Consider the following 20,498-nt stretch of genomic DNA (forward strand, 5'->3'; position numbering starts at 1 on the left):
AATATGAATTGGCAAGTTAAAAGTTATGATGCGCTCACTAAAGATGAGCTTTTTGAGATTTTAAAGCTAAGGGTAGAGGTATTCGTTGTGGAACAAGCATGTCCCTATCCAGAAATTGATGATACCGATAGGGCGCCTGACACTCGACACCTATTTTTAGTTAAAGATGAACAAATTTTAGCGTATGCACGTTGTTATAGAAAATCAGCAACTACTGCATCCATTGGCCGTGTTATCGTTTCGTCAATGCTACGAGGGCAGGGCGTTGCACATGATCTTATGCATCGCGCGATTGCTTGTTGTGAAACGGATATTACTCATGAAGCTTTAGTTATTTCTGCGCAGTGTTATTTAGACAAGTTTTATACTGGGCTCGGTTTTGTGAAGCAAGGTGAAGATTATCTAGAAGATGGGATCCCACATCAGGATATGCTATTTGTGAAAAAGTAAAAGAGGCTACGAGTAGCCTCTTTTTATGAGCGAAATTATAGTGAATTTAAAAATACCGCAGCAATGGCAATTGGACAAACGAAGCGGATGTACCAAGGCCATACTTTCCAGAAGAAACTACTGCCAACTTCCGGGCATCCTGATTCAATTTCTTTAAGCAGTTTTGCTCTGTGCCAAATCCAACCGACAAATACACAGCACAGCATGCCAAGTAGTGGCTGGCCAAACTTAGTTGTTAGGCTAACAGTAAAGCCGAACAGGGTTTCGATGTTTACCAAAATGGTGAAGCTCACGGCTGTTACCAAGGTACCGATGATCCAGGTGGCCTGTACTCTGCCCAATGCAAAACGTTCAACGGCATAAGAAACTGGCGCTTCTAGCATTGAAATAGATGAGGTGAGTGCGGCAATACTCATCAGAGCAAAGAAAGCAAAGCTTACTAAAAGGCCTATACTCCCCATGCTATCAAACAATGCTGGCAATACTTGAAACACTAAGGTGTCTTCATTTAGCAGTGAGCCGTCAGCTGCAAAAATCTCTACGCCTTGCGCTTGCGCAACATACATGGCGGGAATGATAAGTAAGCCAGCAACGAACGCGATAAAGACGTCGATTAAGGTAACCATGGCACCAAGTGAAACTAAATTCTCTTTTTTACTAATGTATGAGCCGTAAATGATCATCACGCTGGTACCAAGCGAAAGCGAGAAAAATGCTTGTCCTAGGGCATCAACGAGTAACTGCGGATTGAGCACAGAAGAAAAGTCAGGAACAAGATACACCTTAAGTCCTTCAACGGCACCTTCTTGGGTTAATACATACGCAATTAACGAGAATAAAATACCGATAAGTGCAGGCATCAGACGCTTTGACCACTTTTCAATCCCGTTTTCTACGCCTTTACTAATTATAAGCACGGTGAGTGCAATAAAGGCGGCTGTAAAGACGATGTTGCGCGACATAGACGAGTCAGCAAGCCAAGATTGCGTTTGAGTCATTGATGCAACTTCTGCGATGGGTTCAAGTGTTGCGCTAAACATCCACCCAGCTACGATTGCATAGAAACTTAAAATGAGACCCGCACAAATTATGCCGCCGAATCCGACAACAAAAGCAAGCTTACTTTGCCATGCTGTATTTGTTAGTTTGCGCAGTGAAGATACGGCATTTGCTTGGCCGTGACGACCAATGACAAGTTCTGCCATTAGTGCTGGATAGGCAAGACAAAAAGCCAAAACCAGATAAACTAAAACAAACGCAGCACCACCATTGGATGCCGTTTGTGTTGGAAACCCCCAAATGTTTCCCAAACCTACCGCCGACCCTGCGGCGGCCATAATAAAACCAAAGCGAGAGCTGAACTCTCCTCGGACATTGCTCATAATTATTATACTTCTCTAAAAATTTCTAACGGCGCTGACAATCTACTGTAATTAAAAAGAAATAAAAAGAGTAAATTATCTTGATTTAGCGCAAGTTTTAGCCTGATATTTAGCCGTAATTAAGTTGTTGCACTCAAAAAGCAAAGCTTAGCTTATAAGCTAATGTTTTCACGATTATTTCTATATGAGATAAGTCGACGTGTAGCGACTTATTTACAATAATTATTTTTCTTTACAGGGTAGCGAAAGCACAAATTTTGCGCCACCTAATCGTTCTGACTGGCTAACGGTGGCTGTACCATGATGCCAATCCATAACTTTTGCAACGATTGCAAGGCCTAAGCCGTAGCTTTTACCTGCACGGTTACGGTGAGTTTGCTCTTGAAAGAAAGGACTAAAGACTTTATCCCAATTTTGTCTCGCGATCCCAGGGCCATCGTCTTCAACGGTAATAATGAGCCAATGCTCGGTGCGGTGTGCACTTAATAACACACAGGCAGTGGCAAAATCACAGGCATTGCTGATCAAATTACTTACCGCTCTTGCAAGCCAATGTAAGTCACCATGGATCATTAAGTGTTCAGGAATTTCTACGCGGCCAGACAGCTGGTTCTTTTGCAGCTTTGGTTGCATTTGCTGCATCAGGTCTTGACCATAGCGAGATAGGGTTGTTACTTCGTGCTTGAGTAAATGAGACTTTTGTTCAAGCGTCGCAAAAGATAGATAGCTCGAGAGCATATCTTCCATTTGATCTAGATCTTTTTCCATGCGCGCCAAATAGTCGTGAATAGCATCAATATCACTTTCATCTAACGCTGCATCTAGGCCAAATCTTAAACACGCAACAGGTGTTCGAATGTCATGAGAAAGACTGGAGGCCATTAGCTTATTCTCAGCCATTAACTTCTCTATTTGGCTTGCCATGCGATTAAAGGTGTTTTCTAAGTCACGGATGTAAGTGAAATGATTGGGGGCGATGCGCGCGCTTAGATTACCGCTGGCAAAGTGCTTTGCTGCAGTGTTGAGAACGATCAAGCGTTTAACTAACGGAGAGAGAATAAACCATAATATTGCGCAAATGCCACCGTAGAAAAATAACGTCAGCAATACGTCGTAATCTGCCTGTTCAACCTGAGGCTCCCATTCAAGTTCAACGTAATCAGGCGCCATTTCAGGGGTTGTTTTTAGCAGATATACATTCTCATTCTCTATCACTAACCCATCAGGTAGTAACATCTGTTGCTTTAATTCGGGCGGCATGGCTAAAGTATCGCCATCTTTATAACGAATGTTGATGTCGAATTGTTGGGCAATTAAAGCTGTTGCATTTTCGCGCTCTTCCTGCTCTATATTTGCAACTTGCTTCGCAAGGCCGGTGATCAGCTTGCTTTGCCACTCAAAACTATCTTCTAAGGGAGCGGTTTGCTGATTGTAGGTGTCGATCACCCAACCCAGTGCAAAGATCGAAATCAATGCACCAGCGAGTAAGTAGATGTAGAGTTTCTTCACGATATTAGCTTGCGACCTTCATTACCAAGCTGATGGTACGAGTAGATATCCTTTACCCCACACCGTTTTAATTTTTTCTGGGTTTTGAGGATCATCATTAAACTTTTTACGCAAGGCAGAAATGAGTACATCAACGCTTCTGTCGAGGCCGTCATACTCTCTCCCTTTTGTCGCTTTAAATACCGCATCGCGAGAGACAACTTCACCAGCGTGACTGGCTAAAAATTGCAGTAGTAGATATTCAGCACTAGAAACAATGACTTCTTGGCCAGCAACACTGACTTTGCGAGCTTGAGTGTCGATACATAGCTGTCCAACTACGAGTTCGTGATTGGCTGCGTGTTGATCTTGCGGTTTTTCCTGTGCAGCGCGCACATTTGCTTTGATCCGAGCGAGTAAGGCACGAGGACGAACAGGCTTGATAACGTAATCGCTAGCACCGACTTCCAAACCGATGACTTCATCCATTTCTTCATCTTTGGCAGTGAGCATAATAACAGGCTTGTTATAAAACTGACGTAAGTCGCGGCATACACTGATACCGTCCTTGCCAGGGAGCATAAGATCAAGTAAAACAAGGTCGGGGTCTAGTGACTTAACACGTTCAATAACTTCATCACCGCGATAACAGCAATGTGTTTTATAGCCTTGGTTATCAAGATATTCGGCGACCCATTGCGCCAATGAAGTATCATCTTCAACCAATAAAATTGTGCCGTATTGCTCCATGTCTTTACTCCGAACTTTTTATTTTTCTGCGTCGAGTATAATCCTAAAAGCGTTATTGTCTGTAAATAAGTGTAGTGCCAGCCTGCAGTTGACCTCTGTCAAACTGGCGAGTACTTATGTTACTTAACGTTTAGCTTTTCAATTAAACTCTCGGCCAAGTGTTTTTGCATATCCGCAGTTAACGCTGACACTTCCGTTTGGGTACATGCACCAGCGGTTTTCTCAAGCGGTGAAACCGTTTTAGTTACCTTGTAAGGAGGAATATCAACCGGCTTCTCGCCACGTTGACGGCGTGCCTCGTCGGTATTTTGTGCGACGATAAACGACAGTACATCGTGTTCGTTTTCTATTTTTTCCACTTCAGTAAAGGTGAATTGTAAAGGGATACCTTGGAAGCCTGCGCTATCTACCGATGACTTGGCAAACCAGACAACATCGGATGATGCTTGATGCGCTAAACGCATACTGACAGAAGCTACAATATTAGTACATTGAAATGCTGGCGAATTTTGAGCAAGTTCAGCAATATGTGGATGTGGATTTCTTGGCCTATCCAGTGCGTACGTTTTATTAGCTGCAAATTCCAAATCAAGTTGATGAATCGTTAGCGTGTAGTTTGCGTTTTTAGCTGCAACAACTTTCAGACCTTTTTTCTCAAGTAAAGCAACAATCTGCTTTCTCAGTGTATCAGTCAAGCTTACCTTATCGGCATTGATGTAGACTGTGTCACCTTGAGCAAGTGGATGAGCTGGCAATTGCACTGATTTAATTCGTGCGGAATTAAGTTCGGTACTATAGCTGATTTGATAAACAGACTTTTTTAGTAGTGGCTTCTTAGGTACATCTAACTTTGGCGCTAATGGCGCTGTGGTGACACATCCAAAAAGTAGACTTGTACATAGAGCTGCTAGCACTAAACGCATTAAAATACCTCAATTAAACAGTTATTTTCTTATATTTAGTGAGTTCCGCCAATTCATCATGTTAGTATGGCGGGCGAGTGTTAATGAAATGAGTCATTATGAAGTCGCTAATTCTCACATTAGTTTGTTTTTTTTGCATTAGTTATCCAAAAATAACGATTGCAAAAACCCCAAACCAGCAATGGTCACAATTTTTAAAGAGCTATTCTAAGCAAGTCGAGCGCAAACTAAAAGAAAAATCGGTGCCCGGTGCTGCTTTATCCGTCGTGCATGTCGAGCACGGCAGCTACGCAGAAGGTTTTGGCAAGACAAAAAGTCGACAAGGAAGTGTGGTCAACGAACAAACTCGCTTTCGCTTGGCATCGGTTTCAAAAACGTTTGCAGGAAGTCTAACGGCTAAATTGGCGAGCGAAGGGTATTTTAATATTGACGATAGAGTGGGTAGCTATTTGCCGCAAGTCGCCAAAGGTGATTATAGCCAACTTAAGCTCTATCATTTGTTAAGTCACTCGAGTGGCTTAGTGCCTAATGCCTACGATAATTTAATCGAGTCTCGTATGGACTACCCACAAATTGTTGAGCGCTTACTGCAAGTCAAAGCGTTATGTAAGCCCGGGGAGTGTTATGGTTATCAAAATGTCATGTTTAGCTTAATTGGAGATGTTATCGAGCAGGCGACGAACATTAGTTACAAAACTTGGATGGAAGAGTTTGTTTTCGCGCCACTTAATATGCATGACGCCGGTCTAGGCTACGAGCAAATGACAAAAAATGATAATTTTGCGTGGCCGCATGTCAGAGGGCGAAAGCGTTGGCATACCGCTAAATTAAAGCCGCATTATTATAAAGTGCTCCCCGCAGCTGGTGTAAACGCCAGTGCTGCTGATATGGCGCAGTGGTTAAAAGCACAATTAGGTCTGTATCCAAGTGTTTTATCACCAGATGCTCTGAGTAAGCAATCAGTGCCGTATACGTTGACGAAACGTGAGCTGCGCAGGCGTGTTTGGCGTGGTCATGTAGAAGAAGCTTACTATGGACTTGGATGGCGAATTTATCGCTATGATGGCAAATTGCTCTATTACCATAGTGGCTGGGTGCAAGGTTATCGTACCGATGTGGTGATTATTCCAGAGCTTGGAATTGGGTTTAGTCTACTGTTAAATGCAGAGAGTGGCATTATTAATCAGCTAACGAACGACTTTATTGTTGACGCATTGGCGCTTGAGAAGAAATTACTGCCTCAGGTGAGTGAGCAGGAAATTAAGAAAGTAAAAGCAGAAGAAGCGAGTTTATTACAAGAGATTGCGACGTCTTCAGGTGAAAACGTCGCAGACAACAAAGATTAGTTACGAGGTAACTGGATCTTTTTGTCTTCGCTTTGGCGGTACAATACAATGATATGGCCAATGGTTTGTACTTTATGTGCATTTGTTTCACGAACAATTGCTTCAAAAATCAGTTTCTTAGTTTCACGATCATTGGTTGGTACTTTTACCTTGATAAGTTCGTGAATGTTCAGGTTTTGCTCAATTTCAGCCATGACGCCTTCGGTTAGGCCGTTTGCGCCTAGAAGAACAACTGGATTTAAAGAATGAGCTAGCCCTTTTAGGAACTGCTTTTGTTTATTTGATAAGGTCATATTGATACAATCTTATTTATTAAAAGGCTTGAATTATCGATATTCTAACGCCATCTAGACAATATTACTAATGAGTTGTAGTTAATATGGCAAATAAAAAACATTCCGCCAGTTCGAAACGTTGGTTAAAAGAACACGTAGAAGACCCGTATGTGCATGAAGCCCAAAAACGTGGCTATCGTTCACGAGCGGTTTTTAAGCTGGAAGAAGTCCAGCAAAAGGATAAATTGATCCGTAAAGGAATGACGGTAGTTGATTTAGGAGCTGCTCCGGGGAGCTGGTCGCAGTATCTCGCAGAGCAGGTAGATATTGACGGACAAGTTATTGCTTGTGATATCTTACCGATGGACTCATTAGCGGGTGTCGATTTCCTTCAGGGGGACTTCAGAGAAGAAGCGGTATTAAATGCGTTACTTGATAGAATAAACGGTAAGAATGTTGATGTGGTTTTTTCTGATATGGCACCAAATATGAGCGGAAATATGTCAACCGATCAATCTGGCAGTATGTATCTGGTCGAGCTAGCATTAGATATGTGCCATCAAGTGCTAAAACCAAACGGTGCATTTGCGGTTAAAGTTTTCCAAGGAGAAGGCTTTGATCAATTTGTACAAGAGGTACGTAATTGTTTTAAGGTCGTAAAGATCCGTAAACCAAAAGCGTCTCGTCCTCGTTCACGTGAAGTATATGTAGTGGCGACAGGTTACAAACTGTAGTACAGTTGGAAAGCATCAAGTTGAATTTGAATTTTTTTGGATACAAGAGGTTAACTCCTTGAGCGATATGGCTAAAAATCTAATACTCTGGTTAGTGATTGCAGTAGTGCTAATGACTGTGTTCCAGAGCTTTAACGGTGGCGAACAATATGATCGCCAAACGAGTTACACACAATTTGTAAAGGATGTGCGCAATGGCTCTGTAAGAGAAGTCAGTATTGATCGTCAAACCGGCGTGATTAGTGGCGTTCGTTCAAGTGGCGATCGTTTTCAAACAGTGATCCCATTAACTGATTTGGATTTAGTTAATGACTTACTTAAGAACGATGTAAACATCAAAGGCGTTGCGCCAGAAGAGCAATCGTTTCTTGCAAACATCTTTATTTCTTGGTTTCCAATGCTTTTGCTTATTGGGGTATGGATTTTCTTCATGCGCCAAATGCAAGGCGGTGGCGGCAAAGGCGCGATGTCGTTTGGCAAAAGTAAAGCTCGATTAATGAGCGAAGACCAAGTTAAGACAACATTCGCGGATGTTGCTGGTTGTGACGAGGCGAAAGAGGATGTTACTGAGCTAGTAGATTTCTTGCGTGACCCGTCAAAGTTCCAAAAGTTGGGCGGTAGCATTCCGAAAGGCGTGTTAATGGTTGGTCCTCCTGGTACGGGTAAAACTCTACTTGCGAAAGCCGTTGCTGGTGAAGCAAAAGTACCATTCTTTACTATATCCGGTTCTGACTTCGTAGAAATGTTTGTTGGTGTTGGTGCATCTCGTGTTCGTGATATGTTTGAACAGGCAAAGAAAGCTGCGCCTTGTATCATCTTTATCGATGAAATCGATGCGGTAGGCCGTAAGCGTGGTGCTGGTATGGGCGGTGGTCACGACGAGCGAGAGCAAACACTTAACCAAATGCTTGTAGAAATGGATGGCTTTGAGGGTAACGAAGGTATTATTGTTATCGCTGCTACTAACCGTCCTGATGTATTAGACCCTGCATTATTACGTCCTGGTCGTTTCGATCGCCAAGTCGTAGTTGGTCTTCCGGATATTCGTGGTCGTGAACAAATCTTAAACGTACACATGCGTAAAGTGCCATTAGACGATAATGTTGAAGCGTCTGTTATTGCACGTGGTACGCCGGGTTTTTCTGGTGCTGACTTAGCTAACCTTGTGAATGAAGCTGCACTGTTTGCTGCTCGCGGCAACAAGCGTAAAGTAAGTATGGCGGAGTTTGACGCCGCGAAAGATAAAATCATGATGGGTGCTGAGCGTAAGTCCATGGTGATGAGCGAGCAAGAGAAGGAAATGACGGCTTATCACGAAGCCGGTCACGCGATTGTAGGTCGTTTAGTGCCTGAACATGATCCTGTATATAAAGTGTCGATTATTCCACGTGGTCGCGCGCTGGGTGTAACAATGTACTTACCGGAGCAAGACCGTGTAAGTCACTCTAAGCAACACCTAGAATCTATGCTTTCGAGTTTATACGGTGGTCGTATCGCTGAAGCGCTGATTTACGGCGATGACAAAGTAACGACAGGCGCGAGCAACGATATTGAGCGCGCAACCGATATTGCTAAGAAAATGGTTACTCAGTGGGGCTTAAGTCCGAAACTGGGTCCACAGATGTATTTGGAAGAGCAAGGCGAGATGTACATGGGTGGTGGTTCTCACCGCATGTCAGGTATGTCGGATGAAACCGCTAAGCTTATTGATGCTGAAATTAAAGATTTCATTGATCGCAACTACCAACGTGCGGAGCAAATCCTAAAAGATAATATGGATATTCTTCACACGATGAAAGACGCGTTGATGAAATACGAAACGATTGATGCATTGCAGATTGATGATCTAATGGAGCGCCGTGATGTTCGTCCACCAAGGGATGCGCATGACATTAAGCCAGAGAAAAAAGCGGAATCTGCGAAAGTAACAGAAGTAAAACCTGAGCCTAAAGCTGAAAAACCAGCAGAAGAGCAGTCACACGACACATCATCAAACTCAGAACTTGATGACAAATCGTAAGATTAGGTAGAATACGACAGCCCCGAGCAATCGGGGCTTTTTTGTATCAGTTGATATAAGTTTTATCAGCACTCAATGCGAGAACTTAAATCAACTGCTATAAGCCTTTCGTTATCATCAAACTTAAACTACAGAAAATAGGTATAGAATGTACGAGTTACGTTTACCCAAAGGGCGCACCCTTAGTTTAGATAAGCCTCAAGTAATGGGGATTTTAAATGTTACTCCCGACTCATTTTCTGACGGTGGACATTTTACTCACCTTGATAGTGCGATAGAGCAAGCAAATTTAATGCTTTCACAAGGCGCTACCATCTTAGACATAGGTGGAGAGTCCACTCGTCCCGGCGCGCCAGACGTACAACTAGAAGAAGAATTACAGCGCGTAATACCGGTTATTAAAGCAATTCGTACACACTCCAACTGTGTGATTTCGGTAGATACCAGTAAAGCCGAGGTGATGAAGCAAGCAATAGAGGCTGGCGCTGATATCATTAATGATGTTCGAGCGTTGCAAGAGCCAGGTGCGCTCGAAGCCGCAGCTCAATACAGGGATGTACCAATTTGTTTAATGCATATGCAAGGTCAACCTCGCTCAATGCAAAATAACCCTCACTATGATGACTTATTTTCAGACATCAGTCAGTTTTTCAAAGCTAGGATCAGTGCGTGCAAGCAAGCTGGGATTGATATCAATCGGCTGATTTTAGATCCTGGCTTTGGCTTCGGTAAATCTCTAGAGCATAACTTTCAGATATTAGGCGGGCTGGACAAGTTTCATGCTTTCGATTTGCCTATTCTGACAGGTCTCTCTAGAAAGTCCATGTTTGGACAACTACTCACTCGGGAAACGCATGAGCGCGTAGCTGCGAGTCTAGCTGGTGCACTGATATGTGTGCAGAAAGGCGCGCACATAATTCGTGTTCATGACGTAAAAGAAACAAGCGACGCGCTTAATGTATGGCTAGCGTCGGTCAATGGAGTTACTCAATGACAACAAGAAAGTACTTCGGTACGGATGGTGTAAGGGGCATGGTGGGCGAGTTCCCAATTACGCCTGAGTTTGCAATGAAACTAGGCTGGGCGGCTGGAAAAGTGCTGTCTGAGCGTGGTACCAAAAAGGTAATTATTGGCAAGGATACCCGTATTTCTGGCTACCTTCTTGAAACCGCGTTAGAGGCTGGATTAATTGCCGCTGGGATCAATGTGATTTTATTAGGGCCGATGCCGACACCTGCTGTTGCTTATTTGACGCAAACGTTCAGAGCTGAGGCTGGTATTGTGATCAGTGCATCTCATAATCCATACCATGATAATGGCATCAAGTTTTTTGGTGGCGATGGCAAAAAGCTCCCTGACGAGGTGGAACTTGCAATAGAAGCAAAGCTGGATGAACCGATGACGTGTGTAGCGTCTGAGAAGCTCGGTAAAGCTAAGCGTCTAGAAAGTGCGGACGGTCGCTATATCGAATTTTGTAAAGGCCAGTTTCCTAAAGAGCTATCGCTTGAAGGGTTGAAAGTGGTATTGGACTGCGCAAATGGCGCGACTTATCACATTGCGCCTAGCGTAATGCGTGAACTTGGTGCGGATGTGATCACAACTGCATGTGAACCGAATGGTGTTAACATCAACGAAAAATGCGGTGCAACGCATGTCGAAGCGTTGAAAAAAGCCGTGCTTGAACATCAAGCGGATGTTGGTATCGCTTATGACGGTGATGGTGACCGAGTTATGATGGTTGATCACGACGGCCATGTATTTGATGGTGATGATATCGTCTATATTATTGCATGCCAAGCTCATGCCGATGGCACATTAGGTGGCGGTGTTGTCGGTACGGTAATGTCTAACATGGGGCTCGAAAACGCCCTTAAATCACGCGGAATTGCTTTTGAGCGCAGTAAGGTCGGTGACCGCTATGTGATGGAGCTTCTTGGTGAGAAAGGCTGGAAAATCGGCGGCGAAAGTTCAGGTCACGTTTTAAATCTGGACCTGATCAGCACCGGTGATGGCATTGTCTCTAGCTTACAAGTGCTTGCAGCCATGGTTGCGCAGAATAAAACATTAAAAGATTTGGGTGAAGGTTTTAGCAAATACCCAATGAAGATGATTAACGTGCGTTATAGCACTAAAGATGATCCAACTGAGCAAGACGCTGTTAAAGCAGTCGTCGCTGAAGTTGAAACTCAGCTTGCAGGTAAGGGCAGAGTGCTATTGCGTAAATCTGGTACAGAGCCAGTGGTTCGCGTCATGGTTGAAGCTCAACAACAGAAGCAAGTTATCGATTTTGCCCAAAAAATCGCTGAAGTTGTTGAATCTGTGAGCAATTAAACCAAAAATTAAATTTATTTCTTGTAACTTCGGGTGAGTAGAGTTAGTATCTCACCCGCTTTCTACTGCGGAGTATCGTATGACAACTAGAAAGCAAATTGTTGCTGGTAATTGGAAAATGAATGGCTCAAAAGACCTCATTGACCAAATATCAGAAGCAGTAAGCAATCAAACATTTCAAGCAGATGTAATTGTTTTTCCTCCTGCCATGCTCATTGAGCAAGCAGCAAGTAAAGGGCTTACTGTCGGAACACAAACTGTTTCGGAATACAAAGAAGGCGCGTACACTGGAGAAATTCAGGCGTCCCTAGCAAAATCGCTAGGTGCAACATATACCTTAGTTGGTCATTCAGAGCGTCGAGCTATTTATGGCGAAAGCGATGAAGATGTTGCTAATAAATTTGCACAAGCTCAAGAACAAGGTTTGACACCAATTTTATGTGTTGGTGAGACCGAAGAAGAAAGAGAAAATGGGCAGACAGAGCAAGTAGTTGCTAGGCAAATAAACGCAGTTATCACCAAATTAGGTGTAGCAGCGCTAGCAAACTCTGTGATAGCATACGAACCTGTTTGGGCTATTGGTACTGGTAAGACAGCATCTCCTGAGCAAGCGCAAGCAGTACACAAATTTATACGTGATTTGCTTTCAGGCAATGACAAGCAAATTGCACAATCACTGCAACTTCTTTATGGTGGCAGTGTTAATGAACAGAACAGTGAATTGTTATTCGCACAAGACGATATAGATGGTGGACTTATCGGTGGCGCAAGCCTAAAACCTGAGAGTTTCGCTGCTATATGCAGAAGTGCAAAAGGATAAGTAAATGTACGAAATTCTAATGGTTGTTTACTTAATTGTGGCATTAGCATTAATTGGTATGGTGTTAATTCAACAAGGTAAAGGCGCAGATATGGGCTCTTCGTTCGGTGCAGGTGCATCAGCGACAGTTTTTGGCTCATCAGGCGCAGGCAACTTTATGACCAAGACAACAACAATCTTAGCAACGGTATTCTTTGTGCTAAGTATTGTTCTAGGTAACCTAACTACGGGTCAGATTAAAAAGACTAATGAGTGGGAAAATCTAGAGGCACCAGCTGCTGCAACAACGGTTCCAGCTTCAAATGATGTGCCAGCGACAGAAGAAAATCCAGCTTCTGACGTACCTAACTAATCATTAGGAAATACACCGAATTTGCGAATGTGGTGGAATTGGTAGACACGCCATCTTGAGGGGGTGGTGGCTTCGGCCATGGGGGTTCAAGTCCCCCCATTCGCACCAAATAAATAAACCAGCTTAGGCTGGTTTTTTTTCGTCTACCGTTTGTCGCTAAGTCTAATTAGTCTTACAATTCACAGGTTCGCTATTCGTCAATAGAAGTTATTTCAAACAAATATAAACCATGGTAAAAATCTAGGTAAAGTTTCAATTTAGTAACATATTATCCAGTTATCCGGTATAATTACTTGTTCTATAACGATTTTTTATTAAAATTAATTTCCTAACATTGGTTTTATTATGGTTACAAAATCCCTAAAAGTAATTTTTATTAAATAAATATTTCAATTTGCCCAAGTTGTGACTATAATACCCCTCCAGAGGAAAGAGATGCCCCTAGTGCATCTTTTTTTATGCCCAAAATTTGTAGTGTCCAAATCTATTTAGATTTTATGGATTACAGGGCTAGAAGTAATAACACTGAGCTTGTTGCTTCTCTAGTTTGCGACCTCTCGCGACTAGTACACACACGGTGATTCCTTTGGAGATTATATGATTACAGTTTTACCTCGCCTTGGTTTATCTGCGATTTCAGCTGCAGTGTTAGCAGCCGTAGCCCTTCCTAGTACAGCATTGGCTGAACAAGCTAATGTAGAGCAAGAAAAACAAGTGTTTGAAAAAATAGAAGTGACTGCTCGTAAACGTACTGAAAGTTTGTTCGAAACGCCTACTGCGATTACTTCTATCGGTGCTAGTGATATTGATAAAGCTAATATCAGCAATCTAGACGATATTGGTAAGTTCGTTCCAAACTTAAATATTACTCGTTATGGTGTAGGTAACGCTGCACATGCTTCTGTATTTATCCGTGGTATTGGTCTACAGGACCATGTGATCACAACAGACCCCGGTGTTGGTGTTTATGTTGATGGTGTATACCTTGGCCGTCAGATGGGTTCTAACCTTTCACTGCCCAATGTTGAACGCGTAGAAGTACTACGTGGTCCACAAGGTACACTGTACGGCCGCAACACATTAGGCGGTGCGGTAAATGTGATCACTAAACAACCTGGCGCTGAAGAAGTTGCACGCGTTGAAGCTAAAATAGGTTCTCGCGGTCGTTTAGCGACTGATCTTTATACCAGCCAAACGTTAACAGACACACTAAGCTTTTCTGCAAGTGCTTCTTATAAAGAGCGTGATGGTGTAGGTAAAGCAATCAACTTAGCAAATCCTGAAAAAGAAATCGGCGAAGAGCAAGAGTTTAGTGGTCGCTTAGCAATTAGATGGCAAGCAACGAATGATTTAGTTGTCACCGCTGCATTTGACGGCGTTGAGAACGAGTCTGGTCAATCACCGTATACTATCGAGTTAACAGATCCACTTGACTCAAATGACCCTTTCAATGGTGACTTCCCATTGCTAGATGAATCTATGCTGCCAAACAATCCTGATGACTTGGCAACAACGGTTGCTGGCATTGAAAGCACAGACTACTCTGGTTGGGGCGGCTCAGTGACTGCTGATTGGCAAGCAAGTGATGTTTACTCGGTTAAATTTATCGCAAGCAAGCGTAGCTCTGAGTATACTGGCGGCCTAGATGACGATGCGGTAGCACTTAATCTATCTGAATTCCCAGAAGAGGGCGGTGCAGATCAGTACTCATTTGAACTACAACTAAACGGTACTTATGACTCTTGGGATTTTGTATCGGGTCTTTATTACTTTAACGAAGACGGTTTTACCAGCTCTGGTCCGTTCGTATTTAGCCCGTGGAACACGCCAAATGGCTTATTAAACGATGGTCAGACTGCTTCTTTTGGTGGCTACGGTTACTTTGATATCAACCAAGAAACCGATGCCTATGCGGCTTACATCAATGCAAGCTTTGACGTGACTGAGCTGTTCAGCATTGGTGGTGGTTTACGTTACTCTGAAGACAAAAAAGAGGCAAACGCACTCTTCCCAAGCTTTGGTGCTCGTAAATACGTAAGCGCAGACTTTGACGAAGTGACGTGGGACGTGAATGCGTCATACCAGTTAACTCGTGACATCAATGTTTACGCCCAGGTCCAAAAAGGATACCAAAGTGGCGGCTTCCCACCACGTCCATTTGGTGGCCCAGATCAATTCGCTGCGTTTGATGAAACTAAAGCGATTAACTACGAAATCGGTTTCAAAGGCCAAGTGCATGAAAACGTATCTATGATGGTTGCTGCATTTGTAACTGATTACACTGATCTGGCGTTACCTTTCAACGACCCGACTGCTGGCGGTGGTTTCGTCACTATCGTGGAAAATGCAGGTGAGTCGAAAGCACAAGGTATTGAACTTGAAACGACAATCGCAATTACTGATGATTTTTCAGTACGCAGCTCAATCGGTTACCTAGACTCAGAAATTACCCATGTTGATGAAGGTGTTATTGGTATTGGTAAAGGCGATGCGCCAGCACTCACACCTCGATGGACTGTGATGGTGGCACCATCTTACTTCCATGACTTAGAGCATGGTGCAACGATTGCAGTTAACGCAAGCTACTCGTACCGCTCAGACATGCAAGGTCAGTCTGTAACACGTGCAAGCGAGCATATTGATTCTCGCGAACTGTTAGGCTTTAACATCTCATACACCAACGCTGAAGGTGATATGGAAGTAACGCTATACGGTGAAAACGTGCTAAACGAAGTATATGATGTAGGTCGTCTACAGCAAAGTGGCTTTGTTGGTGTCATGCGTAGCAATGACCGCAGTGAGTTTGGTATTAAGTTCAAAAAAGAGTTCTGGTTAGATTAATCCAGCTCTAGTTTGAATATAGAAAAGCCGCTTAGTTTCTTGCTAGGCGGCTTTTTTTGTTTTAAGTCTCTCGTCCTAAATTATATTGAAACTCATTCAGCATAACGAAAAGCATAGATATAACTGCTTGTTTACATTGTGGTTAACCTATGGGAGTCTAGTGATAGGCAATATCTCGATTCCAGTTTTGAATCGTATATTTAGATAGAGCTGTTTTTTGCACTTTTAAAAGGTCTTTAGCACATGGAAGAACTTATCCCCATTACCTTGATTACCATACTGCTGTTCATACAAATTAAAATGTATAAGAATTTGTGTAAATACTTGGCAAGATTGTATCCAGAAGAGTGGCATAAACTAACAAAGCACACCCTTGGCACATCGCAATGGTCACTGCTAAATGCTGCCGTGGGTGAATCGCTTAAAACTGGTTTTTTCTCGACGGTATCCGACAATAAAGTTAAGACCTATATCCAATTTAGAAAGTATAACCTAGTAGCAATGTCTGCCGTTTTAAGCTGTAATTTTGTTTTAGTCGTGTTTAACTAATCATATCGTGGTTTTAGTGAATCATGTTCTTTACCTATAAACGTGAACACCATTCGCGACGTAGAGTCTATTTGAGCGTAAATATTACTAAGGAGAAGAAGTTGAGCAATACTATGTTAGAAGAAGGAAAGGAGATCCTAGCACAGCAGTCTTTTAGTTTATTGTTAGGCGCTGAGTTGGAGGTGTTTGAGGTTGGCGTTGCTGAGTTAAGCCTTGCGATTCGAGATGATCTTAAACAAAACTATGGCTTTGCACATGGTGGCGTGGTTAGCTATCTAGCTGATAATTGTATTACTTTTGCTGGTGCATCGGTGCTTGGTAGCTGTGTTACCTCAGAGTATAAAGTGAATTATGTTAGGCCCGCTATTGGCGATAAGCTAATCGCAAAGTCAACCGTGTTGTATTCGGGTAAACGTCAGGCGACATGCGAATGTAAGGTATATGCGAAAAGCGGTGACGAAGAAAAGTTGGTGGCGGTTTCTCTTGGCACAATAACGAAGGTTTAGGGTAGCAGAGGGCACTCTGAAGTGCATTTGCAAGAAGTTGCCCAGCAATAAACGTGTTAGGTCTTTTTAGCGCTACCAGCCTCAGGCATTTGATATAAGCAGGCAGCGCTATGTTAAACGCTTAGTTACAGCAACTAGAACGTATACGCAACACTAAACTTTACACTTCTTGGCATGATATAGCGGCCATTGGGCGAATCTGGGTTACGAGGATCCCCCTCGGTGATCCCTTGTTTGTCAGTAAGGTTATCTACCGCTAGTTGTAATTTTACGCCCTCTGTTGGCTCTACGATAAGGCCAATATCAAGCTTTTCGTAGCCCTCTAACACGACAGTATTTTCATTATCCCCAAAACGGTCATCTACAGCCGAAAGGGTGCCATACAAGGTGGCGTACATACCCGACATTTCAAAGTCATAGCTCGGTGTAATACGTAGCATCCAGTCAGGTTGGCGCTGCGCTTTATTCCCGTCATTGGTCGGGCTTTCAGTAATTTCAGTGTCTTGCCATGTGGCATTCAAGTTTACCGATAGGCCCGACTCATGGTTGTAACTGTAATCAAGTTCTACACCAGTTGCTTCGTTGGTTAGAATTTCCGCAGGTACTCCTGGGCGTCTTACAAACGTGTCGCCTTTTACTTCGTTGGTAAATAAAGTAACAAACAGGTCGCCGGTTTCACCCATATATTTATAGCCAAGCTCAGCTTGTGTGACTGCTTTAATCAGCGACTCGCCCGATTCATAGGTGCTATAATTGTCTCTAAAGTCGTCGAAATAAGGCATTTTGTAGCCTTTGTTCATACGCACAAAAACACCTGAATCTAAGCTCAAACTATAGTCAGCACCCAAGGTCCATGAAGTCTTGCGCTCATCATAGTCAACCGCTTTGGTGATAGCCCCATCTAAACCTTCGTCGACCGAATACTCAACCTCGTGTTGCTCGCTACGTAAGCCTAAATCTAACTTAAGGGCTTCCGTTGCTTGGTAACTTTGGGTGGTGTAGATGGCCCACGTTGTCGCATCACCAGAACTGTTAATGTCGTAGTTGAAGGCACAACCCGCAACATCGCTATTACACGCGATACCATTCAATGCTTCGCCACCTTGCTCCAACACATGGTAGGCGGTATTACCTAAGCTCCACCAATCTTTTGCTGAGGTAGTTGCTGTATAAATACCAAAGGCACTTGACCAATCACCAAAGGTTTTGCTTAAGGCTAAGTCATTGGTGAAAGCTTCGATATCCTTTAATACAACCCAGCGACCATATTGTTGTACCATAGTATCGCCCGCGTATTCATCGCCCGTGACGCTACCTGTTGCGGTTTCACCATTGTCCGCCACTTCACTTAAACGCATCGCACTGCCAGCAGGCACAAGGCCTAGTGTATTTGCATCGCCTTGCGTTAAGCTAAAGCGGTCATTTAATTGCCAGCCGTTTTTGAATTCTACTTTTAAGCTACCTCCAGAAACATGGCCTTTCCAGCCACGACCATCACCCATATCTACGCTCATCGGTGCATTTTCATCACCGACATAAATAATCGCCTTGCGATTATTCGTTCCCAGCTGAGTAAAGCCCGCATCCACACCCTCCACATTAAGTGGGGTTGGCAGGTACCATGCGCCTCTGTCATCAGTTTGACGGGTATAAAGGTTAAACTCACCGTCAGCAAACTCTTTGGTTAGGTTTATGGTGAATTGATGACCTTTTTCTGAGGTAAAGCCCGCATCACGGATCCCAGAAGAGCGTTTGATATAACCGCCAACCATGTAGTAAAGGTCATTGGAAATCTCACCACTTAACACGCCGTCAATGCGGTTTAGACCATAGTCTGTGGTGGTGTATTTAAACGTCCCTTCGGTGTCGGCTTGGCCACGTTTAAGTTGAAAGTTAGTTGTTAAGCCAGGCTGACCATTAGACACCACGGGGTTTGGTCCACCACGCAGGCCTTCCATCATACTGATGGTTTCATCGAGCCTGAAAATCGAGGTGTTTTCTAAAAATGAGAGCGTTGGCGCGGGATAGATAGGACTACCTTGCAAACTAACCGTTAAGAATGGTGCATCACCACCGCCTGGAAAGCCGCGAACAAAAACGTTAGCACCGGATTCACCTCCTGAACTTTCAACCCAGATCCCAGGCACCGCTTTAAGCAAGTCAGCGGTACTTTTGGGGGCGAGCTTATCAATTTGCACAGCATCGATGTTAGTCACAGCAAAGCTTGCATCAATTTTTCTGATCCCTGCGCCACCTGGTGTACCTGAGACAATGATGGTTTCTACTTTTTCTTTGTTATTGTTCGGTTGTTGTTCAGCCTGAGCTGATGCACTTAACGCAAGCGTTATAGCAGTAGCGATCAAGCTTAAGGAGTTAGTTTTTATCACGGCTAAAGCCCTCTTGTTGTTGTCATAGACTGGTATTTAACGACTGTCTATTTTTTAAAATAGATCTTAATGCAAACGTTTGCAATGATGTTGTTTAAAAATTTGTCATAAAATGATGTAAGGCGTTACAAATTTACAGTGATTGCTTATCTTTTCTGCTTAGTTAGGGTAGGAGATTCAATTAGTTATGGTTTAAGTATCAAAAAATTGTAAGAATAGCGATGTAATAACGTGTGCTAAGAAGGGGTTTGCGATGGGAACAACACAATTAAAGCTATCGGATCTAGCAAGGCTAGCTGGAGTCTCTACCTCCACAGCTTCCCGTGCACTCAATGATAACCCTCTGATAAAAAAGGAAACTCGAGAGCGCATTCAGGCGCTTGCAAAAGAGCATCACTTTAGTGTTAACGCGGCGGCTAGTCGCTTACGGATGCAAAAAACCAAAGTCATTGCCGTTATTATCAATCTCGAAGCCGAAACCAAACAATCCGTCGACGACCCATTTTTACTTAAAGTAGTGAGCGATATTAATCGTGCAGTGAACCGAAAAGGCTACGAGTTATTGCTCTCCAATTCTTATATGGCGGGGGAAGACTGGCATGGTTATTTTATTTCTGGCCGTCGAGCCGATGGAGTTATTGTCGTCGGCCAAGGCAAGGAGCAAGCACGAATTGAGCGTGCTGCAAGAGCTGGCACGCCGATCGTGGTATGGGGCGACCCTAAAACTTCTGCAAATTATCCTATCGTTGGGAGTGACAATTTTATTGGTGGCCTTAACGCAACGGAGCACTTAATTGCCAGGGGAGCGTCTAAACTTCTATTTTTGGGCGATCCGGGTCATGCCGAACTTGGTGAGCGCTATCGCGGATTTTGCCATGCGGTGGAAAAAGCCAAGGTGGAAGCGCAAATGATTAAAATCGACATTACTTCAGAGGCTGCCTACGCGAGTATAAACGCTTTGTTGCGAGCACAAGGATTAACCTTTGATGGGATCTTTGCGTGTAGTGATATGGTCGCGCTTGGGGCACTAAAAGCGCTAAAAGAGCGTTACGTTAGCGTACCAAATGACGTACGAATAGTCGGATTTGACGATATAGCCATGGCACAGATCAGCTTCCCTGCGCTATCTACGATTAAACAAGACACCAATGCCGCAGCTCAGTTATTGGTGGAAAAGCTGCTCTCTCAGTTAAGTGGTGAGACATGTGCTTCTCAAGAGGTGCCGTCATTATTAGTGATAAGACAATCTAGTTAACGCAGCACAATATGCGATAACAATCATTAGCTTAAATTGTTTTGATGTGATTTGAAATGCAAACGATTGCAAAAATAAAAAAGTCTGTC

The 20,498-nt window shown here is 43.4% G+C and carries 18 protein-coding genes and 1 tRNA gene; 13 read left to right on the forward strand and 6 right to left on the reverse strand.

Annotated elements, in window-relative coordinates; all coding sequences use genetic code 11:
* Window positions 1–3: 3 nt before the first annotated feature.
* The gene (locus EXT47_RS06275; protein ID WP_130126170.1) at window positions 4–450 is read left to right on the forward strand and encodes a GNAT family N-acetyltransferase; all 447 of its coding nucleotides are present in this window, start codon (window positions 4–6) and stop codon (window positions 448–450) included.
* 35 nt (window positions 451–485) lie between these two features.
* Here the strand turns inward: EXT47_RS06275 and EXT47_RS06280 are convergent, their stop codons facing one another.
* From EXT47_RS06280 to EXT47_RS06295, 4 genes are all read right to left on the reverse strand, one after another.
* The gene (locus EXT47_RS06280; RefSeq protein ID WP_045987612.1) at window positions 486–1,832 is read right to left on the reverse strand and encodes a sodium-dependent transporter; all 1,347 of its coding nucleotides are present in this window, start codon (window positions 1,830–1,832) and stop codon (window positions 486–488) included.
* Between the two features lie 222 nt (window positions 1,833–2,054).
* Window positions 2,055–3,341 (reverse strand): HAMP domain-containing sensor histidine kinase, encoded by a 1,287-nt coding sequence (locus EXT47_RS06285; protein WP_130126134.1) that lies wholly within the window; start codon window positions 3,339–3,341, stop codon window positions 2,055–2,057.
* Window positions 3,342–3,362: 21 nt separating this feature from the next.
* Entirely contained in the window at window positions 3,363–4,070 is a 708-nt protein-coding gene (locus EXT47_RS06290; RefSeq protein WP_130126135.1) for a response regulator, read from the reverse strand.
* 119 nt (window positions 4,071–4,189) lie between these two features.
* Window positions 4,190–4,993, reverse strand: coding sequence for a hypothetical protein (locus EXT47_RS06295; RefSeq protein ID WP_010605083.1), 804 nt, complete (start codon window positions 4,991–4,993; stop codon window positions 4,190–4,192).
* A 98-nt stretch (window positions 4,994–5,091) separates the two neighbouring features.
* Between EXT47_RS06295 and EXT47_RS06300 the strand changes: the two genes are divergently transcribed.
* Entirely contained in the window at window positions 5,092–6,339 is a 1,248-nt protein-coding gene (locus tag EXT47_RS06300) for a serine hydrolase (RefSeq protein ID WP_130126136.1), read from the forward strand.
* On the opposite strand, the gene yhbY is transcribed toward EXT47_RS06300, so the two are convergent.
* On the reverse strand, window positions 6,336–6,632 hold the full coding sequence (gene yhbY / locus EXT47_RS06305; protein ID WP_010373854.1) for a ribosome assembly RNA-binding protein YhbY: 297 nt from the start codon (window positions 6,630–6,632) through the stop codon (window positions 6,336–6,338). The two genes, EXT47_RS06300 and yhbY, sit on opposite strands and share 4 nt — an antisense overlap.
* An 86-nt stretch (window positions 6,633–6,718) precedes the next feature.
* Between yhbY and rlmE the strand changes: the two genes are divergently transcribed.
* From rlmE to EXT47_RS06355, 10 genes are all read left to right on the forward strand, one after another.
* Window positions 6,719–7,348, forward strand: a complete 630-nt coding sequence (rlmE, locus tag EXT47_RS06310) for a 23S rRNA (uridine(2552)-2'-O)-methyltransferase RlmE (RefSeq protein ID WP_017215956.1) — start codon at window positions 6,719–6,721, stop codon at window positions 7,346–7,348.
* Window positions 7,349–7,415: 67 nt separating this feature from the next.
* Window positions 7,416–9,368 carry an ATP-dependent zinc metalloprotease FtsH gene (ftsH, locus tag EXT47_RS06315; RefSeq protein WP_130126137.1) on the forward strand — a complete coding sequence of 651 codons (1,953 nt, stop codon included), beginning with the start codon at window positions 7,416–7,418 and terminating at the stop codon, window positions 9,366–9,368.
* 148 nt (window positions 9,369–9,516) lie between these two features.
* Window positions 9,517–10,362 (forward strand): dihydropteroate synthase, encoded by an 846-nt coding sequence (gene folP, locus EXT47_RS06320; protein WP_130126138.1) that lies wholly within the window; start codon window positions 9,517–9,519, stop codon window positions 10,360–10,362.
* Window positions 10,359–11,699 (forward strand): phosphoglucosamine mutase, encoded by a 1,341-nt coding sequence (glmM, locus tag EXT47_RS06325; RefSeq protein ID WP_010373858.1) that lies wholly within the window; start codon window positions 10,359–10,361, stop codon window positions 11,697–11,699. Before folP ends, glmM begins: the two co-directional genes overlap by 4 nt.
* A 79-nt stretch (window positions 11,700–11,778) precedes the next feature.
* Window positions 11,779–12,519: a triose-phosphate isomerase gene (tpiA, locus tag EXT47_RS06330; RefSeq protein WP_130126139.1), complete on the forward strand. Its 741-nt coding sequence runs from the start codon at window positions 11,779–11,781 to the stop codon at window positions 12,517–12,519.
* A 4-nt stretch (window positions 12,520–12,523) separates the two neighbouring features.
* Complete coding sequence (gene secG, locus EXT47_RS06335; RefSeq protein WP_130126140.1) at window positions 12,524–12,871, forward strand: preprotein translocase subunit SecG; 348 nt, start codon at window positions 12,524–12,526, stop codon at window positions 12,869–12,871.
* A gap of 23 nt (window positions 12,872–12,894) precedes the next feature.
* Window positions 12,895–12,979: transfer RNA gene (locus EXT47_RS06340), tRNA-Leu, on the forward strand.
* A 489-nt stretch (window positions 12,980–13,468) separates the two neighbouring features.
* Entirely contained in the window at window positions 13,469–15,712 is a 2,244-nt protein-coding gene (locus tag EXT47_RS06345; protein WP_039497382.1) for a TonB-dependent receptor, read from the forward strand.
* Between the two features lie 243 nt (window positions 15,713–15,955).
* Window positions 15,956–16,261: a hypothetical protein gene (locus EXT47_RS06350; protein WP_039497383.1), complete on the forward strand. Its 306-nt coding sequence runs from the start codon at window positions 15,956–15,958 to the stop codon at window positions 16,259–16,261.
* A gap of 101 nt (window positions 16,262–16,362) precedes the next feature.
* A complete protein-coding gene (locus EXT47_RS06355) occupies window positions 16,363–16,767 on the forward strand; it encodes a PaaI family thioesterase (protein ID WP_223193607.1) in 405 nt (134 codons plus the stop codon).
* A 134-nt stretch (window positions 16,768–16,901) separates the two neighbouring features.
* On the opposite strand, the gene EXT47_RS06360 is transcribed toward EXT47_RS06355, so the two are convergent.
* On the reverse strand, window positions 16,902–19,154 hold the full coding sequence (locus tag EXT47_RS06360; RefSeq protein WP_130126141.1) for a TonB-dependent receptor: 2,253 nt from the start codon (window positions 19,152–19,154) through the stop codon (window positions 16,902–16,904).
* A gap of 253 nt (window positions 19,155–19,407) precedes the next feature.
* On the opposite strand from EXT47_RS06360, the gene EXT47_RS06365 reads away from it, so the two are divergent.
* Window positions 19,408–20,409, forward strand: coding sequence for a LacI family DNA-binding transcriptional regulator (locus EXT47_RS06365; protein WP_017215948.1), 1,002 nt, complete (start codon window positions 19,408–19,410; stop codon window positions 20,407–20,409).
* Window positions 20,410–20,498: the final 89 nt, after the last annotated feature.

The sequence above is a fragment of the Pseudoalteromonas sp. CO342X genome (genome assembly GCF_004208915.1).
Classification (GTDB): Bacteria; Pseudomonadota; Gammaproteobacteria; order Enterobacterales; family Alteromonadaceae; genus Pseudoalteromonas; species Pseudoalteromonas maricaloris.

What these genes read in the sequence shown, in the direction of transcription:
- EXT47_RS06295 (WP_010605083.1), bottom strand. Translation starts at nt 4,993, where the DNA reads ATGCGTTTAGTGCTAGCAGCTCTATGTACAAGTCTACTTTTTGGATGT.
- EXT47_RS06300 (WP_130126136.1), top strand. Translation starts at nt 5,092, where the DNA reads ATGAAGTCGCTAATTCTCACATTAGTTTGTTTTTTTTGCATTAGTTAT.
- EXT47_RS06345 (WP_039497382.1), top strand. Translation starts at nt 13,469, where the DNA reads ATGATTACAGTTTTACCTCGCCTTGGTTTATCTGCGATTTCAGCTGCA.
- EXT47_RS06275 (WP_130126170.1), top strand. Translation starts at nt 4, where the DNA reads ATGAATTGGCAAGTTAAAAGTTATGATGCGCTCACTAAAGATGAGCTT.
- EXT47_RS06290 (WP_130126135.1), bottom strand. Translation starts at nt 4,070, where the DNA reads ATGGAGCAATACGGCACAATTTTATTGGTTGAAGATGATACTTCATTG.
- EXT47_RS06365 (WP_017215948.1), top strand. Translation starts at nt 19,408, where the DNA reads ATGGGAACAACACAATTAAAGCTATCGGATCTAGCAAGGCTAGCTGGA.
- secG (WP_130126140.1), top strand. Translation starts at nt 12,524, where the DNA reads ATGTACGAAATTCTAATGGTTGTTTACTTAATTGTGGCATTAGCATTA.
- EXT47_RS06280 (WP_045987612.1), bottom strand. Translation starts at nt 1,832, where the DNA reads ATGAGCAATGTCCGAGGAGAGTTCAGCTCTCGCTTTGGTTTTATTATG.
- glmM (WP_010373858.1), top strand. Translation starts at nt 10,359, where the DNA reads ATGACAACAAGAAAGTACTTCGGTACGGATGGTGTAAGGGGCATGGTG.
- rlmE (WP_017215956.1), top strand. Translation starts at nt 6,719, where the DNA reads ATGGCAAATAAAAAACATTCCGCCAGTTCGAAACGTTGGTTAAAAGAA.
- EXT47_RS06350 (WP_039497383.1), top strand. Translation starts at nt 15,956, where the DNA reads ATGGAAGAACTTATCCCCATTACCTTGATTACCATACTGCTGTTCATA.
- tpiA (WP_130126139.1), top strand. Translation starts at nt 11,779, where the DNA reads ATGACAACTAGAAAGCAAATTGTTGCTGGTAATTGGAAAATGAATGGC.
- yhbY (WP_010373854.1), bottom strand. Translation starts at nt 6,632, where the DNA reads ATGACCTTATCAAATAAACAAAAGCAGTTCCTAAAAGGGCTAGCTCAT.
- folP (WP_130126138.1), top strand. Translation starts at nt 9,517, where the DNA reads ATGTACGAGTTACGTTTACCCAAAGGGCGCACCCTTAGTTTAGATAAG.
- ftsH (WP_130126137.1), top strand. Translation starts at nt 7,416, where the DNA reads ATGGCTAAAAATCTAATACTCTGGTTAGTGATTGCAGTAGTGCTAATG.